The following is a 19,923-nucleotide window of genomic DNA, read 5'->3' as shown; positions in this document are numbered from 1 at the left end:
ATGGGCGCTCGGCCGGCTGAAGGGGGGAGGCGCAACAGGCCATCGACGGCATGGCATGAAACCTCGGCCACTCTCAATACAGAAAGGGGTTTGCCGACGTGCAGCAAACCCCTTCCGCGCGAACCTCGGCGGTGATGACTTGGCGGAATACTAGAACCGTGCGTACCTCTCCAGGTTCTTCTTCAGGGTGTCCACGAAGCGCTGGCCCACTTCGCCCAGCTGCCCACCCTTGCGCACGACGTAGCCCAAATGCAGCCGCACGTCGGTTTCAAGGGGCACGGTGTTCAAGCCTGCGCCGTCGGAGATGCCCACGAGGATACCGCTCGTCACCGTGTAGCCGTTCAGGGCCACGATCAGCTCGGAGAGCGAGGCGCGGTCGGTGCAGGCAATGGACTTGGCGCGCGGCACGCCGGCCAACGCCTCCTCGGCGAAGGCGACCGGGGAGTCCTCGTCCTGCTCGAAGTAGAGGTACGGGTAGTCCTCCATGTCCTCGAGCGTGAGGCTCGCGGCGTTCACCATGGGGTGGCTCGCCGGCAGCGCGACGCGCGGCGCCGACTGAATGAGCTCCACGAACTCGAGGCCCGCCGCGTCGAGCGCGGCGTTCACCTCGTCGGCCGTGGCCGAGGTCTCAAACAGCACGCCCAACTCACTCTTTCCGCTGGCAACGTCGTCGATAACGCCCTGGGTCGTGCGGTCGCGCAGCGCGTAGGCGAAGGAGTCTCCGCCCAACGCCAACACGGTATGGGCGAACGTCTGCACGTTGAACAGGTAGTGCTGGCCGGAGACGGCGAACGTGGTTTCGGTGGTCATAGGTGGTCCCTTCCCTAACGAGTCTGGCAGCTGCGCTCGTCGATGAAGCGCGACGCCTTGTGCTCGGACGACGTGCCCAGCTTGCCCGCATCATACACGATAACCTTCTGCGGGCGCACGCCCACGTGGGCCTTGATGGCGGCCATGGTGCGCTTCGCCACCTCGTCGTAGGGCTCGTCGCTGCCCAGCGCGCGCTCCACGGACACCTCGTACTTGCAGGTGAAGTCCTTCTCGTACACGCGGATGGAATACTCGCCGGTCAGGTCCTCCAGCCCGCGCACCACAAACTCGATGTCGGTGGGGAACACGTTCACGGCGCTCACGATGAACATCTCGTCCTTGCGCCCGGTCACGTGGATACGCGCCAGCGTGCGCCCGCACTCGCACGTGTCGGTGGACACGTAGCCGATGTCGCCCGTGCGGAAGCGGATCATGGGACGCGCCTTCTTCATGAGCGTGGTGTACACCAGCTCGCCCGTCTCGCCCGGTGCCAGCACCTCGCCGGTCGTCGGGTCCACCGTCTCCACGAGTATCTGGTCCTCCACGATATGCAGGCCGTCGTGCGCCTCGCACGCGGCGGCGCAGGCACCGTAGATGTCGGACAGGCCGTAGAAGTCCACGACCTTCGCACCCCAGAGGTTCTCGATGCTCTCGCGCGTAGACGGGATGGAGCCGCCCGCCTCGCCGGCCACGATGATGGTGTGGATGTTGAAATCGGTGCGCGGGTCGTAGCCCTTCTCCTTCGCCACCTCGCCCAGGTGCCACGCGTAGGACGGAGACGTCCAGATGACGGTAGGCTGGTACTGCTTCAGCACGAACAGCAGGCGGTCCGAGGGCACGGCGCCCACCCAGATGGCCAGCGCGCCCAGGCGCTGCGCGCCGATGACGTCGGGGCCGCCCACGTACAGCGCGAAGTTGAGCGCATGCACGTAGCGGTCGTTCGGGCGCATGCCGGCCTGCCAGAACAGGCGCGCCTCGGTGTCCTGCCACAGGTCGAAGTCCTCCTGCGTGAAGGGGCTCACCGTGGGGACGCCCGTGGAGCCCGACGAGGTGGCCATGAAGATGACCTCCTCCTCGGGCACGGAGCACATCTCGCCGAAGAAGCTGCCCACGTGCTGCGTCTCGCGTTCCGTCTTCTTGTCGATGAACGGGAACTTGGCGATATCGTCGAGCGTTTCGATATCGCCCGGCGCCACGCCGGCCTCGTCGAACGCGCGGCGGTAGTATACCGTGTTCTCGTATGCGTAGGCCACCATGTCCTTCAGGCGCTGCAGCTGCAGCGCCTCGAGCTCGGGCCGCGGCATGCATTCGATCTCCGGATCGTAGTATTTCTGGGATACGGGGATGTCCTTCGCCATGGTTGCTCCTTGATCGGTTCCGTTTTTGCAGCACATTGCATGAAACCACTAACGGGCGGCGAATACAACCTTCTAAGCCATTCGATGTTCTGATGCTTTGCTATCGCTAAAACAGATAGCTTAGCAAGATGCGGAAGTGAACGTATCCGATCGCCCGCGCTCGCTTCGCACAAGCTACTTCGCGCCCAGCGCCTCCTCCGCTGCCGCAGCGTCTGCGCCGACCTGCGGGCGCAATCCGCCCGCGCACCGCGCCCGCAGGTCGGCGTCCCATTTCTTCGAGAACGGCAGCACGTCCACCAGCGCCACCACCGAGAGCACGCCCAGGATGGTGAACACGGCCAGCGGGCTGTCCACGCCGCCGGCCAGCGCCTGCGCGGCCATGCTGAGCAACGAGCCGTAGATGATGGACGTGTTGATAACGGACAGGTTGAGCGGGTACTTCGCCGACCCGTAGCGCTGGCGGGCAAAGGCCGACGCCACCACCGGCTCGCCGCCGTAGGCGAAGCCGCAGCACAGCGCGCCGGCGATGTAGAGCGCCGGGGTGCCCGTGGCGAACGCGCCGATGATGCAGGCGCAGGCCAGAGCCGCCACCGCGCCGTCCACGAACATGGTGACCTTCACGTTCGTGCGGTCGTAGATCATGCCCACCACCACGCGCGCCAGGCCGTTGCAGGTGGACACCAGGCCCACGAGCAGCGTGGCGAAGGCGGCGTCGATGCCCACGAGCTGCGCGTTGGCCGCGCAGTTGCCGATGGTGGCCAGGCCGATGGCCACCACGATCACGGCCCAGATCCAGAACAGGTACAGGATGGGCGTCTTGAGCAGGAACGGCTCGTCGGCGCCATCCCCGCCCGCCGCACCGCCGGCTGCCGCCTGCTCGGGCGCCATGAGCGCCACGATGTTCTCGGGCGGACGGCGCAGCATAAGCGCCGCAGCTGCCGCCACCACGCCACCTGCCGCGCCCACGCCCACGAACACAGGGCCCAGGCCGAACAGAGGCACGAGGTTCACCGAAAGCGTCCCCAGGATGAGCGACCCCAGGCCGAACCCCATCATGAGCACGCCCGACGAGAACCCCACCTTGTCGGGGAACCACAGGTTCGTGGTGGACACGATGGTGTTGTACCCCATGCCCACGCCCAAACCGCCCAGCGTGCCGTAACATAGGTATACCACCGCAATGCTCCCCTTCGCGAACAGCCCGGTACCCGCGAAGCCGACGAAGAACAGCACGGCCGCGATGACGACGGTGCCCTTCACGCCGATGCGCCGCTCCACCTGGGAGCCTATCACGGCGCCGATGCAGAACGCTATCATCATGATGTTGAATGTGAGGCCGATCGCGCCCTTCTCCAGCTCGAACGCCGCGCCCATCGGCGCCGCGAACATGGAGAACGCGTAGATGAGCCCCAAGAACAGCAGGGCGAACGTCGAGCACGCCAGCGTGCGCATGCGCTCGGACTTGGCGCGGGCAACCGTCGTTTCGGACATAGTGCTCCCCCTCCGTGCGAGTTGACGCCGCCCCTTGCAGGCCCCCCTTTGCCCCGATCGCGACAAAAAACGTCGAACGGCCGCGGAGCGGCAATCCTTCCCTCGCATTGTCACCGAATTCTCCGCCGAGCCATATGGCGTTCAGAGTGAGAAACCGCGCTTTCATACAGGGGTAGCTAGAGAGCACACAGAATAAAAAGCGAGCCAAAGCCGTGGCCTGATGGAGCGCCCACGCCACGGCGGTCGCCGCCGCCAGGCCGATCGCCAAGCCGCGCGCCGCATATCTCGCGCACTCACAGCCAGTGAAACCGTACGGCATAAGCGCCCACTTCACGTGAGCTCCCCCTAAGTTACCGTAAAAAACCTCAATCCCGCTACCGCTTCATCAGATAACAAGCTAGAATAAAAAGACTCTCGCAGGTTGACCCTCTCACCCCCAGCGCAAGCTGCTGATACCTCGCTACTGCAGCATTCCTTCAAGTTGAAGGCGTCTTGAGGGAAGATGCCCACCAAGCGAGTTCCGCATGGTCAACAGTCCAGTGGACTGTTGACACACCGTCTTTCGCGCCCGAGCGGGCGCACGGGAGAGCGCTTGTCGATCTCCCGTAGTGGACGGTTTGTGCGAGCCAGGACTGCCGAGCGACTGGGCATCTTCCCCCAAGACGCCGGAGTCACAAGGAAGGAAAGCCCACCATGACCCTTCAGCAGCTTCGCTACCTCATCGCCATTGCCGAGTACGGCTCCATCAACGCCGCCGCCCAAAACCTCTACGCCTCGCAGTCGAACCTGTCCACCGCCATCAAGGAGCTGGAGCAAGAGCTGGGCATCACCGTGTTCACGCGCAGCAACCGCGGTGTGACGCTGACCAACGACGGCACCGAGCTTCTGGGCTACGCGCGCCAGGTCATCGAGCAGGCCGACATGCTGGAGCGGCGCTATGCCACCGGCACGGACAAGCACCTGCGGCTGGCCGTGTCCACGCAGCACTACGCGTTCAGCGTGCAGGCGTTCGTGAACGTGGTGGAGCAGTGCGAGGGAGACGATTACGAATTCATCCTGCGCGAGAGCAGCACCGGCGAGATCATCGACGACGTGCGCACGTTCCGCAGCGAGGTGGGCGTACTCTACACCGACGGTTTCAACCGGCGCGTGCTGCAGAAAGCGTTCGACGATGCCGACGTAGCCTACGCGCCCCTGTTCGATGCGCGCGTGCACGTGTTCGTGGGCGAGCACCATCCGCTGGCGGGCTCACGGCTGCTGGCACCCGAGGATCTGGAACCCTACCCGCGCTACTCGTTCGAGCAGGGTACGGCAAACTCGTTCTACTACTCGGAAGAGCCGCTCTCGTACCTGCCCCATGAGCGCAACATCCGCATCTCGGACCGCGGCACGCTCACGAACCTACTGACCAGCCACAACGGCTATACGCTGTCCACGGGCGTGCTGTCGAGCGAAATGCAGTCGGGCATCGCCAGCATCCCCCTCGACGTGGACGAGCGCATGCAGGTGGGCTACATCATGCACAACGAGCGCCGCCCCAGCCCCCTGCTGCTGCGCTACATCGACGAGCTGCACGCCATCATCAAGGCGAACCCGAGCGTGGAGGCTCGCCCTGCGTAGTGAAGCACGACGCTCCTCCGGTCTGCACAGCTGAAAAAGCCCATAAAGCGCGTGTGGCCCGCCGTGTTCGGTCGGGAACCGAGGCCGGCGGGCCACACGCTGTTGTGCAGAACTTCCCGGAGGGGGGGGGGAAGGTCTCGCCTAGTGGATAGAGCTGCTCACATAGGGCGTCTTGTCCTTGAGCACCACGTCGTGGGCGCCGCCCTCGACGATGGACGTAGACGACACCACGGTGAGCTTCGCCTTCTGCTGCAGCTCGGGAATAGTCAGCGCGCCGCAGTTGCACATGGTGGACTTCACCTTGGACAGCGTGAGGTCCACGTTGTCCTTGAGCGTGCCGGCGTAGGGCACGTACGAGTCCACGCCCTCCTCGAACGACATGCCCTTCTTGTCGCCGCCCAGGTCATAGCGCTGCCAGTTGCGGGCACGCGCGGAGCCTTCGCCCCAGTACTCCTTCATGTAGGAGCCGTTGATGTTCACCTTGTTCGTGGGGCTCTCGTCGAAGCGGGCGAAGTAGCGGCCCAGCATGACGAAGTCGGCGCCCATGGCCAGGGCCAGCGTCAGGTGATGGTCGTACACGATGCCGCCGTCGGAGCAGATGGGGATGTAGACGCCCGTCTCCTCGAAGTACTCGTCGCGGGCCTTCGCCACCTCGATGGTGGCCGTGGCCTGGCCGCGGCCGATGCCCTTCTGCTCGCGCGTGATGCAGATGGAGCCGCCGCCGATGCCGATCTTGATGAAGTCGGCGCCCGCGTCGGCCAGGAAGCGGAAGCCCTCGGCGTCCACCACGTTGCCCGCGCCCACCTTCACGGAGTCGCCGTAATGCTCGCGAATCCACTCCAGCGTGAACTTCTGCCAGTCGGAGTAGCCCTCCGAGGAGTCGATGCACAGCACGTCGGCACCGGCCTCCACCAGCGCCGGCACGCGCTCGGCGTAGTCGCGCGTGTTGATGCCCGCACCCACCTGGTAGCGCTTATGCGCGTCCAGCATCTCGTTGGGGTTGGACTTATGGGAGTCGTAGTCCTTGCGGAACACCAGGTACATCAAGTGGTCCTCGTCGTCCACCACGGGCAGCGAGTTCAGCTTGTTGTCCCAGATGATGTCGTTGGCAACCTTCAGGCTGGTGTCCATGGGCGCCACGATCATGTTCTCGCGCGGCGTCATGAAGCTGGCCACCTTCTCGTCCATGGACATGCGCGACAGGCGGTAGTCGCGGTCCGTCACCACGCCCACCAGCTTGCCGTGCGCCGTGCCGTCCTCGGTCACGGGCATGGTGGAGTGGCCGTGCTTGTCCTTGAGGGCCACCACGTCGGCGAGCGTCATCTCGGGCGAGAGGTTCGCATCGCTCGTCACGAAGCCGGCCTTGTAGTCCTTCACGCGCGCGACCATGGCCGCCTGGTCCTCGATGCTCTGCGAGCCGTAGATGAACGACAGGCCGCCCTCGGTGGCCAGCGCGATGGCCATGCCGTCGTCGGACACGGCCTGCATGATGGCGGACACCATGGGGATGTTCAGCGAGATGGCCGGTTCCTCGCCACGGCGGTACTTCACGAGCGGCGTCTTCAGGCTCACATCCTGCGGGATGCATTTTGCCGACGAGTAACCGGGTACCAGCAGGTACTCGTTGAACGTGCGGGACGGCTCATCGAAATAGTAGGCCATGAACTCCTCCATCTGCGGTCGGCGCGGTCTGCGCGGGCGGGTTGCGGCGCGGATGCGATCGGCGCCGCGCGGCACATACCGCCGACACCCCGTCAAGCATCCGTTGCTTAGGTGTTACCCGCTATTATAGCCACGGTCGAACGGCAACCGAGGGCAAGAGCGCCGAATGTGAAGAAATATTCGTGCAGGACGAACCGCAGCGAGAGGACAAGGGCCCACAGGGCGACACTCATCGCGTTGCGAGCTCCCCGCTGTCCGCATAGGCCCTCACGCGATCGGCCAGCTCTTGGCGCGCAAGCAGGTACGGCAAAGCTTCTACCCCATCCCCAGCCACACCTGCACGATGGGCACGTACCCCGCCACGAACACGGCCAGGATGAGCGCCGGCAGCGCGAAGCGCACATAGCCGCGCGCCCAGCGGGGGAAGCGCGCGCCTTCGCCCGTGTCGGCCTCGCGCACAAACGCGTCCCAGCCCCAGCCGCGGCGCGTGGTGCAGAACAGCAGGAACACGAGCGCGCCCAACGGCAGCACGTTGTTCGACATGAGGAAGTCCTCGATGGCCTGGATGTTGCCGATGCCCGGCACCTCCACGCCCGCCCACACGTTGAACCCTAGCACGCACGGCAGCGACAGCAGCGCCAGCGCCACGCCGTTCACCAGGCACGCCTTGTTGCGCGACCAGCCCCACTCGTCCATGCTGAAGCTCATGATGTTCTCGAACACCGCGATGACCGTGGAGAGCGCCGCAAAGCTCATAAACAGGAAGAACAGCGTTCCCCACAACTGCCCGAACGGCATCTGCGAGAACACGCTCGGCAGCGTGATGAACACGAGGCCCGGGCCGCTTCCCGGCTCCACGCCGAACGCGAAGCACGCGGGGAAGATGATGAGGCCGGCCATGAACGCCACGAGCGTGTCGAGCCCCGCGATGCGCAGCGCCTCGCCCGTGAGGCGGTAGCGCTTGTCGATATAGCTGCCGAAGATGGACATGGAGCCCACGCCCACCGACACGGTGAAGAACGCCTGCCCCATGGCCGCGAACACGGCGTCGGCGAACGTTCCCCAGCCTCCCGCGAACAGCTTGCCGAAATCGGGCATGAGGTAGAACGCGAGGCCCTCCTGCGCGCCCGGCAGCGTGACCGCCCGCACCACGAGCACCGAGAGCACGGCAAACAGCGCGATCATCATCACCTTCGTGATGCGCTCCACGCCGTTGCGCAGGCCGGCGCGCGTCACCAGCACGCCGATCAGCACCACGGCCAGCATGAACGCCGCCATGAGCCACGGGTTCGCCAGCATGCCGTCGAATACGCCCGCCACGCCGCCCGCATCGAGGCCTTCGAACGTACCCGCGCCGCTGAACAGCATGAACGCGATCATCCAGCCGGCCACCGTGGTGTAGAACATCATGAGCAGGTAGTTGCCCGCGAGCGCCGGCCACTTGAAACGGCGCCACTTCGTGCCCGCCGGCTCCAACTCGTCGAAGCTGCGCGCGATGCCCTTCTGGCTGGCGCGCCCCACCGCGAACTCCATCACCAGAATAGGCAGCGCGAACACCACCAAGAACAGCAGGTACATGAGCACAAACGCCGCCCCGCCGTACTCGCCGGCGATATAGGGGAAGCGCCACACGTTGCCCAACCCGATTGCACAACCCGCGCTGATCAGGATGAACCCCAAACGCGAGCCGAATTTTTCTCGAACCATGAATCCTCGCTTATCGAAAAGCGCCCGGCGGTTCCACCTCGCCAAGCGCGCGAATGCAACCGGGAAAGTGTAGCGGAAAACGCCTGTCAGGCCAACGCGCGAGCCGAGGACACAGCAAACGGCTTGGCATGCGGGCATCCGCTCACATGCCAAGCCGTCAAACGAACCTACGCGTTCTTCAGGAACGCCTCGTAGCCTTTGAACGCCTCGTAGATGTCGGCTTTGCTCGTGACCTCCCAGGGGGCGTGCATCGACAGGACGGGCACGCCCGAGTCGATGACGTCCATGCCGTACTTGGCAGGGATGTAGGCGATGGTCCCGCCGCCGCCCACGTCGACCTTGCCCAGCTCGGCGGTCTGGAACGACACGCCCGCATCGCCCATGACGCGGCGGATGCGCGCCACGTACTCGGCGCTCGCGTCGTTGGAACCGCTCTTGCCGCGCGAACCCGTGTACTTGTTGAACACGAGGCCGCGGCCTAGATACGCGCTGTTCTTCGCCTCGAACGCGGCGGCGTAAGCGGGGTCGAAGCCCGCGGACACGTCGGACGACAGCATGCTCGACGCCGCCAGCGCGCGGCGCAGCGGCAGCGGGCCGCCCTCGCCCGCCAGCTCCATGATTTCGGCAACGGTGTTCTCGAAGAACTGCGACGCCATGCCGGTGGCGCCCACGCTGCCAATCTCCTCCTTGTCCACCAACACGCACATGCCCGTCTTCTCCAGGGCAGCGTCGGCTAGCGCAAGCTGCGCTGCGAGCGACGTGTAAGCGCACACGCGGTCGTCCTGCCCGTAGCCGATGACCATGCTGCGGTCGAACCCGAGATCGCGGGCGCGCCCGGACGGCACGGCCTCGATCTCGGCCGACAGGAAGTCCTCTTCCGCAATGCCGTACTTCTCGGCCAGCAGCTTGAGCGCGAACGCCTTCACCGGCTCTTTCTCGGCCAGCTTCTCGTACACCGGCCTGTCGGCAGCGTCGGCCTCAGTGGCAGCGGGGTCGGCGCCCGCGGCGGCATCTCCGTCATCCGCGCCGTCAGCCTCGTCCTTCTCGATGACCAGCGGGCGGTTCCCTATCAAGATGTCCAGGTCCTCGCCTTCCACGACCTCGCTCGCCTTCTTGCCCATCTGCTTGCCCGCCAGGTGGATGAGCAGGTCGGTCACGCAGAACACGGGGTCGCCCGCGTCCTCGCCCACGTTCACCTCGACCACGGTGCCGTCGGTCTTGGCAATCACGCCGTGCAGCGCCAGCGGCAGCGTGACCCACTGGTAGTTTTTGATGCCGCCGTAATAGTGTGTGTCGAGGTGCGCTAGGCCGTTGCTCTCCGAGAACGGGTTCTGCTTGAGATCCAAGCGCGGCGAGTCGATGTGCGCGCCCAGGATGTTGAAGCCCTCCGCAAGCGGCACCGAGCCCAGGTGCGCCAAGATGAGCGCCTTGCCATGCGCCTGCGCCCACACTTTGTCGCCGGCTCGCAGCGCGCGGCCCTCGCGTACCGCCTCGTCGAGCGGGCGGTAGCCGCGCTCCTCGGCCAGCGCGATGGCGGCGGCGGCGCACTCGCGCTCCGTCTTGTTGTCCGAGATGAAGTCGATGTACTCGGCCGCCAGCTGCTCGAGCGCCTCGAGGTCGGCCTCGTCGTACTTCTTCCACGCCACGTCGTGTTCCATGCTGATTCCTTTCGCATCGGGTGCGCCGGTTTTCTTCGATCGCGCCTATTATCCGCCAAATGCACCGCCGAAATGCTGATTGCCATCGTTTCTTTGCAGAGGAAAGGCGCCGTCTGTTCCCGAGGCGTACCGAGCTGCGCCATATGGCGTTTCAAACACAGTTTTCACCGGTTTTTGACATGCCAATCGCCTGACCATCAAACCTGTTCTCTACGAACAGGGAAAACACCTAACGTTTATATCCCATCACGTGCCACAGAACCGTTTCCAACGGGCTACCGGTATAAAAGCTGTCATCATTGTGCCGAAAGAAGGCAAGGAGTCGCAGGGCGCCTCCTCGGAGCAACCTAAGCCCGCGCCCGTTTCTCCTCGCGCTCCCTCCTCGCGCCACCCTTCCGCACCTGCTTCCTTTCGCCCGCTCTCACCACGCCCGTCCTCTCGCGCTCACCTTTCCGCACCTCCTCTTGCCACCCTGCCCGCGCTCTTCCTCAGGGTCAAACTGTGAATGTTCCAAGGAGGCGCGGGCGAATTCGATTATCCTCTTGCATCGGATTCTCGTCCGCGGTATGATGCTTATTGAGATTGATTCTCATTAAGAGAAACAATGAGAGCACGAACAGACGAGAAGGAGAATGCACCTATGAAGGTACGCGCCCAGATTCCCACCGCTGACAACTGCAACAACTTCAGCATCGCCACCGGCAGCGAAACCGCCGTCGGCACCACGCTCGACAACCTGAAGGCCGCCATCGGTGGCGAGACCGGCGCCTCCGCCAAGTACGCCGCCTTCGCCAAGGCCGCCAAGGAGCAGGGCTACGACCAGATCGCTCGCCTGTTCGAGGCCACGTCGGCCGCCGAGCAGATCCACATCGGCCTCGAGTACGCCCTCGTGAGCGAGGTCGAGCCCGACTTTGAGAAGCCCGCCGCCCCCGACTGCTCTGGCGAGGCCACGGACCTGAACCTCATCTCCGGCGCCTGCGGCGAGATCTACGAGACGTCCGACATGTACCCGGCGTTCATCAAGAAGGCCCAGGAAGAGGGCAATGCGAAGGCCGTCCAGGTGTTCACCCGCGCCAAGCTGGCCGAGTCCGTGCATGCCGAGCGCTACCTGGCCGCGTACAACGACCTCGACGCCGCTGACGATGACGCGTTCTACCTCTGCCCCATCTGCGGCTACATCCACAAGGGCGAGGATTTCGAGAAGTGCCCCATCTGCTTCTGCCCGAAGGCCACGTTCACCGCGTTCTAAGCCGCGCGAGCAACCGCGCTCGCCTTCCCGCCGAGCGCACATTTTCCCCGAGAGCGACCGCCACCCCGGCGGTCGCTCTCGTATGCGCGGAGTTGCGAGCGCTGCTAAGCCTCGTACCTACTGGGAGCAACTTGCCCGTACAATGGCCCCTCCGCACCATCGTCTCGATCGCGAGGTCGCATCCCCGAAGTCGCAAGCACCTTTTCGGCCGTGCACCGTCTCCTCCTTTCCAGATGTTTCACGTGAAACATCTGTTCTTCTTTTGCCGCACGGCAAATGGGCTACCATGGAGGCGACCGAAAAAACGGAGGGAAGGCGGCATCATGGGCCAGGAGGACGGAACCGGGAGCGGGACCATCGACAGCGTGCTCGCGCACAACCGGACGTTCGTGGAAGGCGGCGAGTTCGCGCGCTATGCGACCAACAAGTACCCCGACAAGAAGTTGGCCGTGGTCTCGTGCATGGACACGCGGCTCACCGAGCTTCTGGCGGCGGCGCTCGGGCTGAAGAACGGCGATGCGAAGATCATCAAGGTGGCCGGCGCCGAGGTGGCGCACCCCTTCGGCAGCGTCATGCGCTCGCTGCTGATCGCCGTGTGCGAGCTGGGCGTAGAGGATATCATGGTCGTGGCGCACACGAACTGCGGGGCACAGCATATGAGCGGGGCGGCCATGATCGACAGCATGCGCCGCTTGGGCGTGTCAGAGCAGCGCATCGAGTTCGCGCGCCACTGCGGCATCGACTTCGACCGCTGGCTCGCCGGCTTCGGCGATACCGAGGAGTCCGTGCGCAAGAGCGTCGACCTCATCCGCAACCATCCCGTCATGCCACCCCACGTGCGCGTAGCCGGCTTCGTGATGGACTCCGTCACCGGCGAGCTGGTGCCTGTGGCGTAGCAGACGCAAGGGGGAGGGCCGGAGCCGCTCGTGCGCCTTCCCACTCGCCTTGCCGCACCCCAGCATCACGCGCTCATTTGCAGCCCGCGCGCTCTTCACGTTTCCCGCACCCTTCGGCCTATGGTTCTACGAGCGCCCTCTCCAGCACCAGGTCGCGCGTGCATTCCTCGGACGCGAACGGCACGTATACGTCGGGCGCGAGACCCCGGCCCCGCAGGCCGCGGCCCTCGTGGGCGGCCTCCGTCTTGGCTATGGGATACACGAGCGTGAACCTCTCGTCGAGCGGCGCGACCACGAGGTTCGCGTAGTCCAGGCTGCCCCGCGTCGCACGGCCCACGGAGCGCACCTTGCCGCAGCCCTGTGCGGCGGCGCGACGCGCGATAGCCGCCAGCCGCTCGGCGGGGCCGCTCGTGCGCACGTCGGTGAGCAGCAGCGTCTTCTGCCCCGCGGGGGCCGGCGGGAACAGCATGTCCTCCTCGAGCTCCGCTTCCTTCACGAAGCCTTGGCCTGCGCAGGCGGCCACGTGGTCGATCTCGGCCTGCACCCAGGCCCTCCCCGCCTCGTCGCTCATTTCCAGCAGGCGCGTGAGCTGACGTGCGCGCAGCCGCGCGTTGCGCTCGGTGTAGCGCGTGTAGACGATCTGCTGGCCCATGAGGTCCCTCAGGTTGACCTCTCGGTCGAAGAAAAGCGCCATCAGGCCGAACGCGTTGCCGATCATGCCCTCCGCCGCATCGCGGATGTCCACGATCACCCGGTCGGCGCGCTGGATGTCGTCGAAGCGGAGCTGCATCGCCTGCAGCACCGACGCATCCACGAAATGGTGAGCGGCGATGACGACCGCGCGCTCGTCGCCGCGCGGTCCTGCGCCCTCATGCAGCTCGATGGTCGGAGGCCGCAGACTCGCCGCGAGACCAGGGCGCGGGAAGCGCTCCACCGGCAGGTCCTCCTTAGCGCCGTCGGCATGGCGCACCAGCACGCGCATGCACCGCGCGACTTCCTCGTCCCAGAGCTGGCGCTCGGGATCGTCGCCGTTCACGGGGTTGCCCGGCAGGCTTGCCAAGTGCTCGTCCGGCGTCCGGCCGTCCAGCAGGACCACGGCGTCGCCGGGCGCGAGGCGGTTGTCTTCGCTCACCTCGGTCACGCAGAGCGCATCGCCATGGCGACGCACCGAGAAACCGCACGTCGTCGATCGAAAATCAGCCTTTGCAGACGCCTCGAATGCCAAGCCGGGGTCCTGGAACCCTGCCAAGTAGCGCCTCACGCCTTGCACGAACAGCTCGTCGTCGAGCGCGCCCGCCGCCTCGGCCTCCGCAAGCGCGGCCAGCCACGACCGCGCGTCACCGCGCGGGGCGCATTCGGGCTGCCCCGCGTAGTCCGCATCTATGATGCAGGCAACCGCGCGCGCTATCGTGCCGTACTCTTCTGCCATGCCGCCACCTTTCTTCTCCGCGTCCGCAGCCCGTTCGCGGACCACCCGTTCGTGCGGTGCCCTCGCCCAGCCTTCACGGCGTTTGCTTTCCGAGAGCCCTTCTTTTCCCTAGTATAGCCGCCAAGCTCTCTTTTTCGCATAAAGGCGAGCTGCGCTCTCCGAAAAGCCCCATCGGGAACCCCTTGCACCGTACGGTTCCTTTCGTGCACCGCTTTGCCCCCTTCGAAGAGTTTTCTCGGTCCTGCGCGATGCTTCCCGCTCTACCTGCCTCGCCGCGTTAACCTGCTATGATGGACGTAGGATCCCGCAAAACTTAGCGTGGGAGGAGCGATCGGGACGCCTCGCCGCAGAAGACCAATCCGGCAAGCTCCAGGTCGGATCCAAGCCAGGTCAAAGTCGGTTCCAGGTCGGATCCAAGCCGGGTCCGAGCTAGGCCCAGGTCAGACCCAAACCAGTTCCAAGCCGGGCCCAGATCAGAACCAAACCAAGTTCAGATCGGCTCCAAGCCGGTTCCAGCTTTGTAGCGAATTTCCCGCCGCAGGGGACATACCCGTCCCCTGCGGCCCAAGTACCCGCCGCGCGCTCGAATGGTCAAAAAGAAGGCGGTTTGGCAATCCATACTGTCTTAATATGATTATCCGGACGAATCGCCAACTGGGGAAACGTTTGCGCAGCCCCTTCAGCTTCCCCATGATCCGGAGCCTGTCGCTCTCTACGATTGCCAAACCGGCTCTTTTTTGGCAGGAGCCAGCCGTTTTCGCATCACGGCAGGATTTCCCTTGGCCATCTTCCGCCGTTAATGGCATGCGACAGAGCGTCGCGCATTTCTTTCAGCCTGCATGCAGCGCGGAACCGAAGGTCCCCCTGCAGGCCAACCCGATACCGGATGCAAGGACAGCGGCGAAGCGGAAGGGCATTCCGATACGGGCGGAACGCCTCCCGTCTCGCCCTGGCCACGCACAGAACCTCGCCTGCCGTGCTAGAAGCCCCGCTTTTCCGTCTGCGAAGCCCTTCTATGCATCCCGATAGCCTTCGAAGCCGAAACCGCCGAGCCTGCGGCCGCGCTACCTCCCAGCGGGCCCATCCGGCAAGCAGAATGCGCCCGAATACGCCAGCGCCTCACGCCTCCAGCAGCACCTCGCCCGTTAGCGCTTCCACACGCACGCTGTTCACGCGGCCGTCGGCCACGTCGATCTTGGCGATGCAGCGGGGAAAACCGCCGCGCGGGCGGAACGCGGCTCCGGGGCACACGACGTACGTGGCCGGCCGTGCCTCGGGGCCGGTGACGATCTCGGGCACGTGCGTATGCCCGTGGACGCACACCTGCGGAATGGGATCGCCCGGCGCGAGCGCCCCCGAGCCCGCGAAGTTTATCTTCACGTCGCGCGGGTAGTGGGCCACCAGGAACCTCACGCCGTCGATGACGGGATGCGCGAAACGGCTGACCGCCTGCCCGTACTCGTCGAAGTCGTTGTTCCCCAGCACCGCCGTCACGGGCGCCAGCGTTTCCAGCTCGTGGAGGATGGCCGGCCCGCCGATATCGCCCGCGTGGATGATGTGGTCGCTGTCGGCCAAGGCCGCATACGCCGCCTCCGACAGCTGCCCGTGCGTATCCGAGATGACGCCGATGACGGTCATAGCGCACTCCTTTCCGACGCGCGCCCGCTTTCGGCGCGCTCCTCCTCCACCAGGTCGATCAAATCCTGGTGCGTGTGGATATCCAGCTTGGCGTACACGTGCTTGACGTGGGCCTTCACGGTGTTGCGCGACACGACCAGCTGTTCTTGGATGTAGGCGCGGTCGCGCCCGCGCGCCAGCATCATGAACACCTCCAGCTCGCGCGGGCTCAAGCCATAGCGCTCGGCCAGCGTGCGGCAACGCTCCGCGAACTCCTGCTCGGGCGACTTCGCAACCGCCTGGTCCACCGGCGTGACGCCCGCGATAGTCTCGGCGAAGCTGAAGTGCTTGAGCCCGATGAGCGCATAGCCCACGAACACGAGGATCAGCGTGCCCGTGACGAAATCGACCGCCGGAGACCCTGCGCCGAACAGGTCGTTCGACCACACGCCCAACGCCGCGCCCGCGGTGGAACCCAGCCCGGACACACCGCGGCCCCAGGCGAACGTGGCCACGGCCGCACGCGGGTTGCGCCCCGCCACGGCAATGAGCACGAGCCACGCCACCATGTCGAACAGCGCGTTGCCGGCCGCGAGCAGCGTCACGCTTCCCACAGCCGCGTATGCGCCGCCGGCCGACACCACCAGGAACCCAGCCACCACCAGCAGCACAGAAACCTGCGCCAGCAGGTCAGCCGGAAACGTTCGGTGCGACAACAGCACATACAGCGCCACCGTCGCCACGGGAACGATACCCAGGAAGTCGGATACCGGCACGCCGCCCACCTCGCCGAAGCGCAACGAGTAGCCGAACGCCACGCGGAACAGGAACAGGCACACGAACAATTGGCTGGCCAGCGGCAGGAACGTGGAGGGCTGGGTGACGGAGAAATCGGCCGGCGCCTCGCCACGCTCCGTAGCTTGAAGCACGGGCTGCGCCAAGCGCCACACCAGGGCCACCGTGGCGAAGGGCAGCAGCGCGAACAGCACCGTGCCCGCCCCCGCCGGAATCACCCACACCAGGGCCGTCACCGCGTATTCCGCGACGAACGCCAACGCAATGCAAGCTCCCGCCTGGCGCACCTCCAAGCGCGAGGCTGCCGCACCCACCATCACGATGGCCCATCCACGCCCGATGGACAGCGCGCAAGCTGCGGCGGTAAGCGCCACCGCGCTGCCGGCGTACAGCCCTGCCGGCAGCAGTGCCGAGCCCACCGCAAGCAGCACGAGGCAACCCGCCGTGAGCGCTCGCATGCGCAGAAGCGGCGGCCTGAACGTGGCCACAAGGCCCACCGCAATGAGCGTAGCGGCATTGGCCAGCACGGACACGTCGCGAGCGTAGGTGAACACCGCGTCAAAGCGCGGGAACACCACCACATTCATGAGCGACGTGGTGAGCAGCACGCACAGAAGCGCCGCACACACCCGCCAGAACGGCGCGGCGAACAGGGAGGGGGGTTGTTCCGGGGAAGCGGTCATGCCCGCCATTGTAGCATGCACGGCTTCCCCAACAGGTGCGCAGCTGCCGGCAAGGCACAGCAGACGGCGACGCCCCGGAGGAGTAGCGGGGCGTCGCCGAAGGGAGGGAAAGCGGCAGGCTCGGGTGAAAGAGGGAAAGAGTCCGAGCCTGCCGCAGGGGTTGGTGGGTGGCACGGACGGCGCGAAGGGGAACGCGCCGCCCGGAAGCCGCGGGGGGGGGCCGGCCGGCTGCGGTTGCCGGCGGGCACGGCCAGCAGGCTCTATGCCTGGCCGGTGGCGGCCAGCATGCCGGCGCGGCGGCCGAAGGTCATCGTGCGACCACAGGCCAGGCCCGTGAACAGGTTCGGATAGCTCACGCTGAAGAAGCCGCCCGAGCAGTCGCCGGTCAGGTACAGGCCCTCCACCGGTGTGCCGTCTTCGCGCACGGGATGCATATCCGTGTCGATCATCACGCCGTCGAGCGTGGCCAGGAACCAGGCGCCGGTGCGCACGCCGTAGAACGGCGGCGTGTCCAGCTTTATCAGGCGGTACGCTTCCTTGTTGTAATCCTCGTCGCGCCCTTGCTCGGCGAACTGGTTGTAGCGCTGCCACGACTTCACCGTATTCTCCACGGGGATGTTCAGCTTCTCGGCCAGCTCCTCCATGGTGTCGGCCTGCTGGATGTAACCGGCCTCGATGAGCTTCTCGAACTCGGAGGCCATGGACTCGATGGTGCGGTTCGACGGCGCGCCGTTGTCGAACGGGTACAGGCGGCAGCAGCCCACTTCGTTCATCTGGCGCACCTGCTCGGCGTAATTCGCGTCCCAGATGTCGCAGTACGTGTGGTGCGGCTGCATGTAAGCGGAATGCAGCATGTAGTCGTAGGGGCCGGACTCGTTGCAGAAGCGGTTGCCGTTCAGGTTCACCTTCATGAACGGCTGCTCGCCGAACCAGAACCACTCGCCCACCGTGCCGTTGCCAGCCGTCTGGTCGGGCTTGCAGCACGCACGGTTGAACGTGCAAGCCGCGCCGATCGGGTCCATCTGGCCGCCTGCCCACAGAGCCGCCTTGATGCCGTCGCCCGTGGGGTTGCCGCCCTTGCCGGGAGCCGCGATGCGCAGCGCCTGGTTCCACGGCTGGCGCGCCTCCATCATCTCCAGGTTGTTGCCGTAGCCGCCCGTGGACAGGATGACGCCCTTGCTGGCGTTGATGCGCAGGTAGTGGCGGTCGTTCACATCGCGGGCGATCACGCCGGTCACGCGGCCGGAGCTGTCCTGCTCGCACTTCACCAGCTCGGTGTTCCAGCGGAACTCGGCGCCCTTCTCCTGCGCGTATTCCATGAGCGATACGCCGAAGCTGAAGCTCTTGTCGTCCTTCGAGAGGGCAGTTTTCTCGGGACTGTGGCCGGTGGCCCACGCCTTGTCGCGCGCGCCCTGTCCCGTCGTGCCGATGGAGCCCTCGAAGTTCATGACCATGCGGCCGTCGCGCTCCACGATGCCGGTGATCCAGTCCAGCATGGAGCCTGACTCGTTCGCCCACAGCTTCACCAGGTCGTAGTTGATGAAGCCGTTGGCATAGCGGACAATGTCCTCCACGGCCTCCATCTTGTCGATCTCGAACTGGGGATACTCTGCGAACGACGCCTTCTGCAGGGCAGAGTCGATGGCGCCGATGTCCTCGCGCGGGTTCGCCACCTTGGACACGCGGTCGATGCCCAGCACGCGAGCGCCGTTCTCGGCGGCGGAGATGATGGCCGGCAGCCCACCGGTGCGGCAGCCCACCACCAGCACCTCCACGTCCAGCGTCTCGGCGATATCGGCCTCGGGCACCTCGGGCGCCGATCCCAGCCAGGTTGGCGTGTCCGTCTCCCCGACGCGTGCGTTAGCGGGGGCTGCGGCGGCATCCACGGCGTAGCCGTTGCCGCACCCGGCCAGCGCACCCGCTGCGGCGGCGCCGAGCGCGGTGATGCCCGCCCCCTTGAGGAAGCTGCGGCGCGAGAGCCCGCTGCGCTCGTTACTCATTGGGAGCCTCCCATCCCTCGGGCGCGGTCAGCGCATGGCATTCGTTGCACACGAGCGTGCTCTTCTCATGCACCTTATGGCAGTCGCCGCATTCAAGCGCGTAGTCCTGGTGGCTGGAATGCGGGTTGTACTTCTCGTCGTTGCCCTCGAAGCCCCAAGTGCCTGCAACCACCTCGTCCATGCTGTGGCAGCCGCTGCGCGCGCAGAACTCCTCGGAGGCGAACTCCTTGCCCGTGGCCAGCATGCCCGTGGCATCGTCCATCGGATAGCTGTCGCTCGCCCATGCCATTGCCTCGGACACCTGCGTGGCGAACTCGGCCTCGTGGCAGCTCAGGCATGTGTCGCCGGCCGCCGCGTGCTGCGTGACCAGCTTGCCCGGGTCGCCCTCGCTGTACGTCTCCACGTACTTGTCCATGGGGCTGTGGCAGATGGCGTTGCAGAAGCTGGGCTGCTCGTGCCACACCCACGCCCCAATGCCGGCTACCAGCACCACCGCCACGATGACGCCCGCCACGATGACGCCGCGCCGCGCGCGTTTCGGCGCGGGGGCAGCCGGGTTGGCATCCTGCGAGGCACCGGCAGCCGGGGTGCCAGGGGCACTCGAGGCGCCCGGGCCGCTGTCGGCACCGGGAGCAGCCGGGGCACTCGGAGCCCCGATCGCGCCGTCTGCGCTATCCTTGTCGACCATGTCCTCCTCCTTCTCCTTCTCTGGTTCGATCGATGAAACCCTTCGGCCGCATGATGCAGGCCAGCGGAGCAACCGACCATTACCCCCGTGGGGGCATTTTTACGTTTTTGCTGGTGAGAGGTTTAATTGGAAAGGGAATGGCACGGAGGGGAAACCACCCTCCGAAGAAGCAGCCGCCCGTTGCCGAGGAGAGAGCGCAGCAAAAGCCTCCCGTTGTCGGGGGGGGGTGCACGGCCGAAGCCACCCGCCACAGCGGCGGA

General features: G+C 65.8%; 14 protein-coding genes. 3 read left to right on the top strand and 11 right to left on the bottom strand.

Translation table 11 applies throughout. The features are described from left to right. Positions 1–150: 150 nt before the first annotated feature. The 3 genes from LB310_RS05600 to LB310_RS05590 form a co-directional block, all read right to left on the bottom strand. Complete coding sequence (locus LB310_RS05600; protein WP_278805872.1) at positions 151–810, bottom strand: LysR family transcriptional regulator substrate-binding protein; 660 nt, start codon at positions 808–810, stop codon at positions 151–153. A gap of 14 nt (positions 811–824) precedes the next feature. Then, on the bottom strand, positions 825–2,168 hold the full coding sequence (locus tag LB310_RS05595; RefSeq protein ID WP_278805873.1) for a phenylacetate--CoA ligase family protein: 1,344 nt from the start codon (positions 2,166–2,168) through the stop codon (positions 825–827). Positions 2,169–2,342: 174 nt separating this feature from the next. Further along, the gene (locus tag LB310_RS05590; RefSeq protein WP_278805874.1) at positions 2,343–3,659 is read right to left on the bottom strand and encodes an MFS transporter; all 1,317 of its coding nucleotides are present in this window, start codon (positions 3,657–3,659) and stop codon (positions 2,343–2,345) included. A gap of 693 nt (positions 3,660–4,352) precedes the next feature. On the opposite strand from LB310_RS05590, the gene LB310_RS05585 reads away from it, so the two are divergent. Continuing rightward, complete coding sequence (locus LB310_RS05585; protein ID WP_278805875.1) at positions 4,353–5,279, top strand: LysR family transcriptional regulator; 927 nt, start codon at positions 4,353–4,355, stop codon at positions 5,277–5,279. Positions 5,280–5,420: 141 nt separating this feature from the next. Here the strand turns inward: LB310_RS05585 and LB310_RS05580 are convergent, their stop codons facing one another. The 3 genes from LB310_RS05580 to LB310_RS05570 all read right to left on the bottom strand — a co-directional run bounded on the left by LB310_RS05580 (position 5,421) and on the right by LB310_RS05570 (position 10,306). Then, a complete protein-coding gene (locus tag LB310_RS05580) occupies positions 5,421–6,941 on the bottom strand; it encodes an IMP dehydrogenase (RefSeq protein ID WP_087190187.1) in 1,521 nt (506 codons plus the stop codon). A gap of 315 nt (positions 6,942–7,256) precedes the next feature. Continuing rightward, positions 7,257–8,648, bottom strand: a complete 1,392-nt coding sequence (locus tag LB310_RS05575) for a sodium-dependent transporter (RefSeq protein ID WP_087190188.1) — start codon at positions 8,646–8,648, stop codon at positions 7,257–7,259. Positions 8,649–8,815: 167 nt separating this feature from the next. Further along, positions 8,816–10,306, bottom strand: coding sequence for an aminopeptidase (locus LB310_RS05570; protein WP_278805876.1), 1,491 nt, complete (start codon positions 10,304–10,306; stop codon positions 8,816–8,818). Between the two features lie 640 nt (positions 10,307–10,946). Here LB310_RS05570 and ngr point away from each other — a divergent pair. Both ngr and LB310_RS05560 read left to right on the top strand, forming a co-directional pair. Next, positions 10,947–11,555, top strand: a complete 609-nt coding sequence (gene ngr / locus LB310_RS05565; RefSeq protein ID WP_096227378.1) for a nigerythrin — start codon at positions 10,947–10,949, stop codon at positions 11,553–11,555. 323 nt (positions 11,556–11,878) lie between these two features. Beyond that, positions 11,879–12,451, top strand: coding sequence for a carbonic anhydrase (locus LB310_RS05560; RefSeq protein ID WP_278805877.1), 573 nt, complete (start codon positions 11,879–11,881; stop codon positions 12,449–12,451). Positions 12,452–12,569: 118 nt separating this feature from the next. On the opposite strand, the gene LB310_RS05555 is transcribed toward LB310_RS05560, so the two are convergent. The 5 genes from LB310_RS05555 to LB310_RS05535 all read right to left on the bottom strand — a co-directional run bounded on the left by LB310_RS05555 (position 12,570) and on the right by LB310_RS05535 (position 19,663). Further along, positions 12,570–13,880, bottom strand: coding sequence for a hypothetical protein (locus LB310_RS05555; RefSeq protein WP_278805886.1), 1,311 nt, complete (start codon positions 13,878–13,880; stop codon positions 12,570–12,572). A gap of 1,119 nt (positions 13,881–14,999) precedes the next feature. After that, positions 15,000–15,518: a metallophosphoesterase family protein gene (locus LB310_RS05550; protein ID WP_278805889.1), complete on the bottom strand. Its 519-nt coding sequence runs from the start codon at positions 15,516–15,518 to the stop codon at positions 15,000–15,002. Beyond that, positions 15,515–16,975, bottom strand: a complete 1,461-nt coding sequence (locus LB310_RS05545) for a LuxR family transcriptional regulator (RefSeq protein WP_278805891.1) — start codon at positions 16,973–16,975, stop codon at positions 15,515–15,517. Before LB310_RS05545 ends, LB310_RS05550 begins: the two co-directional genes overlap by 4 nt. 260 nt (positions 16,976–17,235) lie before the next feature. Further along, the gene (locus LB310_RS05540) at positions 17,236–18,975 is read right to left on the bottom strand and encodes an FAD-binding protein (protein ID WP_278805893.1); all 1,740 of its coding nucleotides are present in this window, start codon (positions 18,973–18,975) and stop codon (positions 17,236–17,238) included. After that, positions 18,968–19,663, bottom strand: a complete 696-nt coding sequence (locus tag LB310_RS05535) for a cytochrome c3 family protein (RefSeq protein ID WP_278805895.1) — start codon at positions 19,661–19,663, stop codon at positions 18,968–18,970. The genes LB310_RS05540 and LB310_RS05535 overlap by 8 nt, the downstream gene beginning before the upstream one ends. Between the last annotated feature and the right edge of the window lie 260 nt (positions 19,664–19,923).

Source organism: Gordonibacter sp. RACS_AR49, from assembly GCF_030418435.1.
Classification (GTDB): domain Bacteria; phylum Actinomycetota; class Coriobacteriia; order Coriobacteriales; family Eggerthellaceae; genus Gordonibacter; species Gordonibacter urolithinfaciens.
The sequence above is the reverse complement of the archived record's forward strand: the minus strand, read 5'-3'. Positions and strand labels throughout refer to the sequence as shown.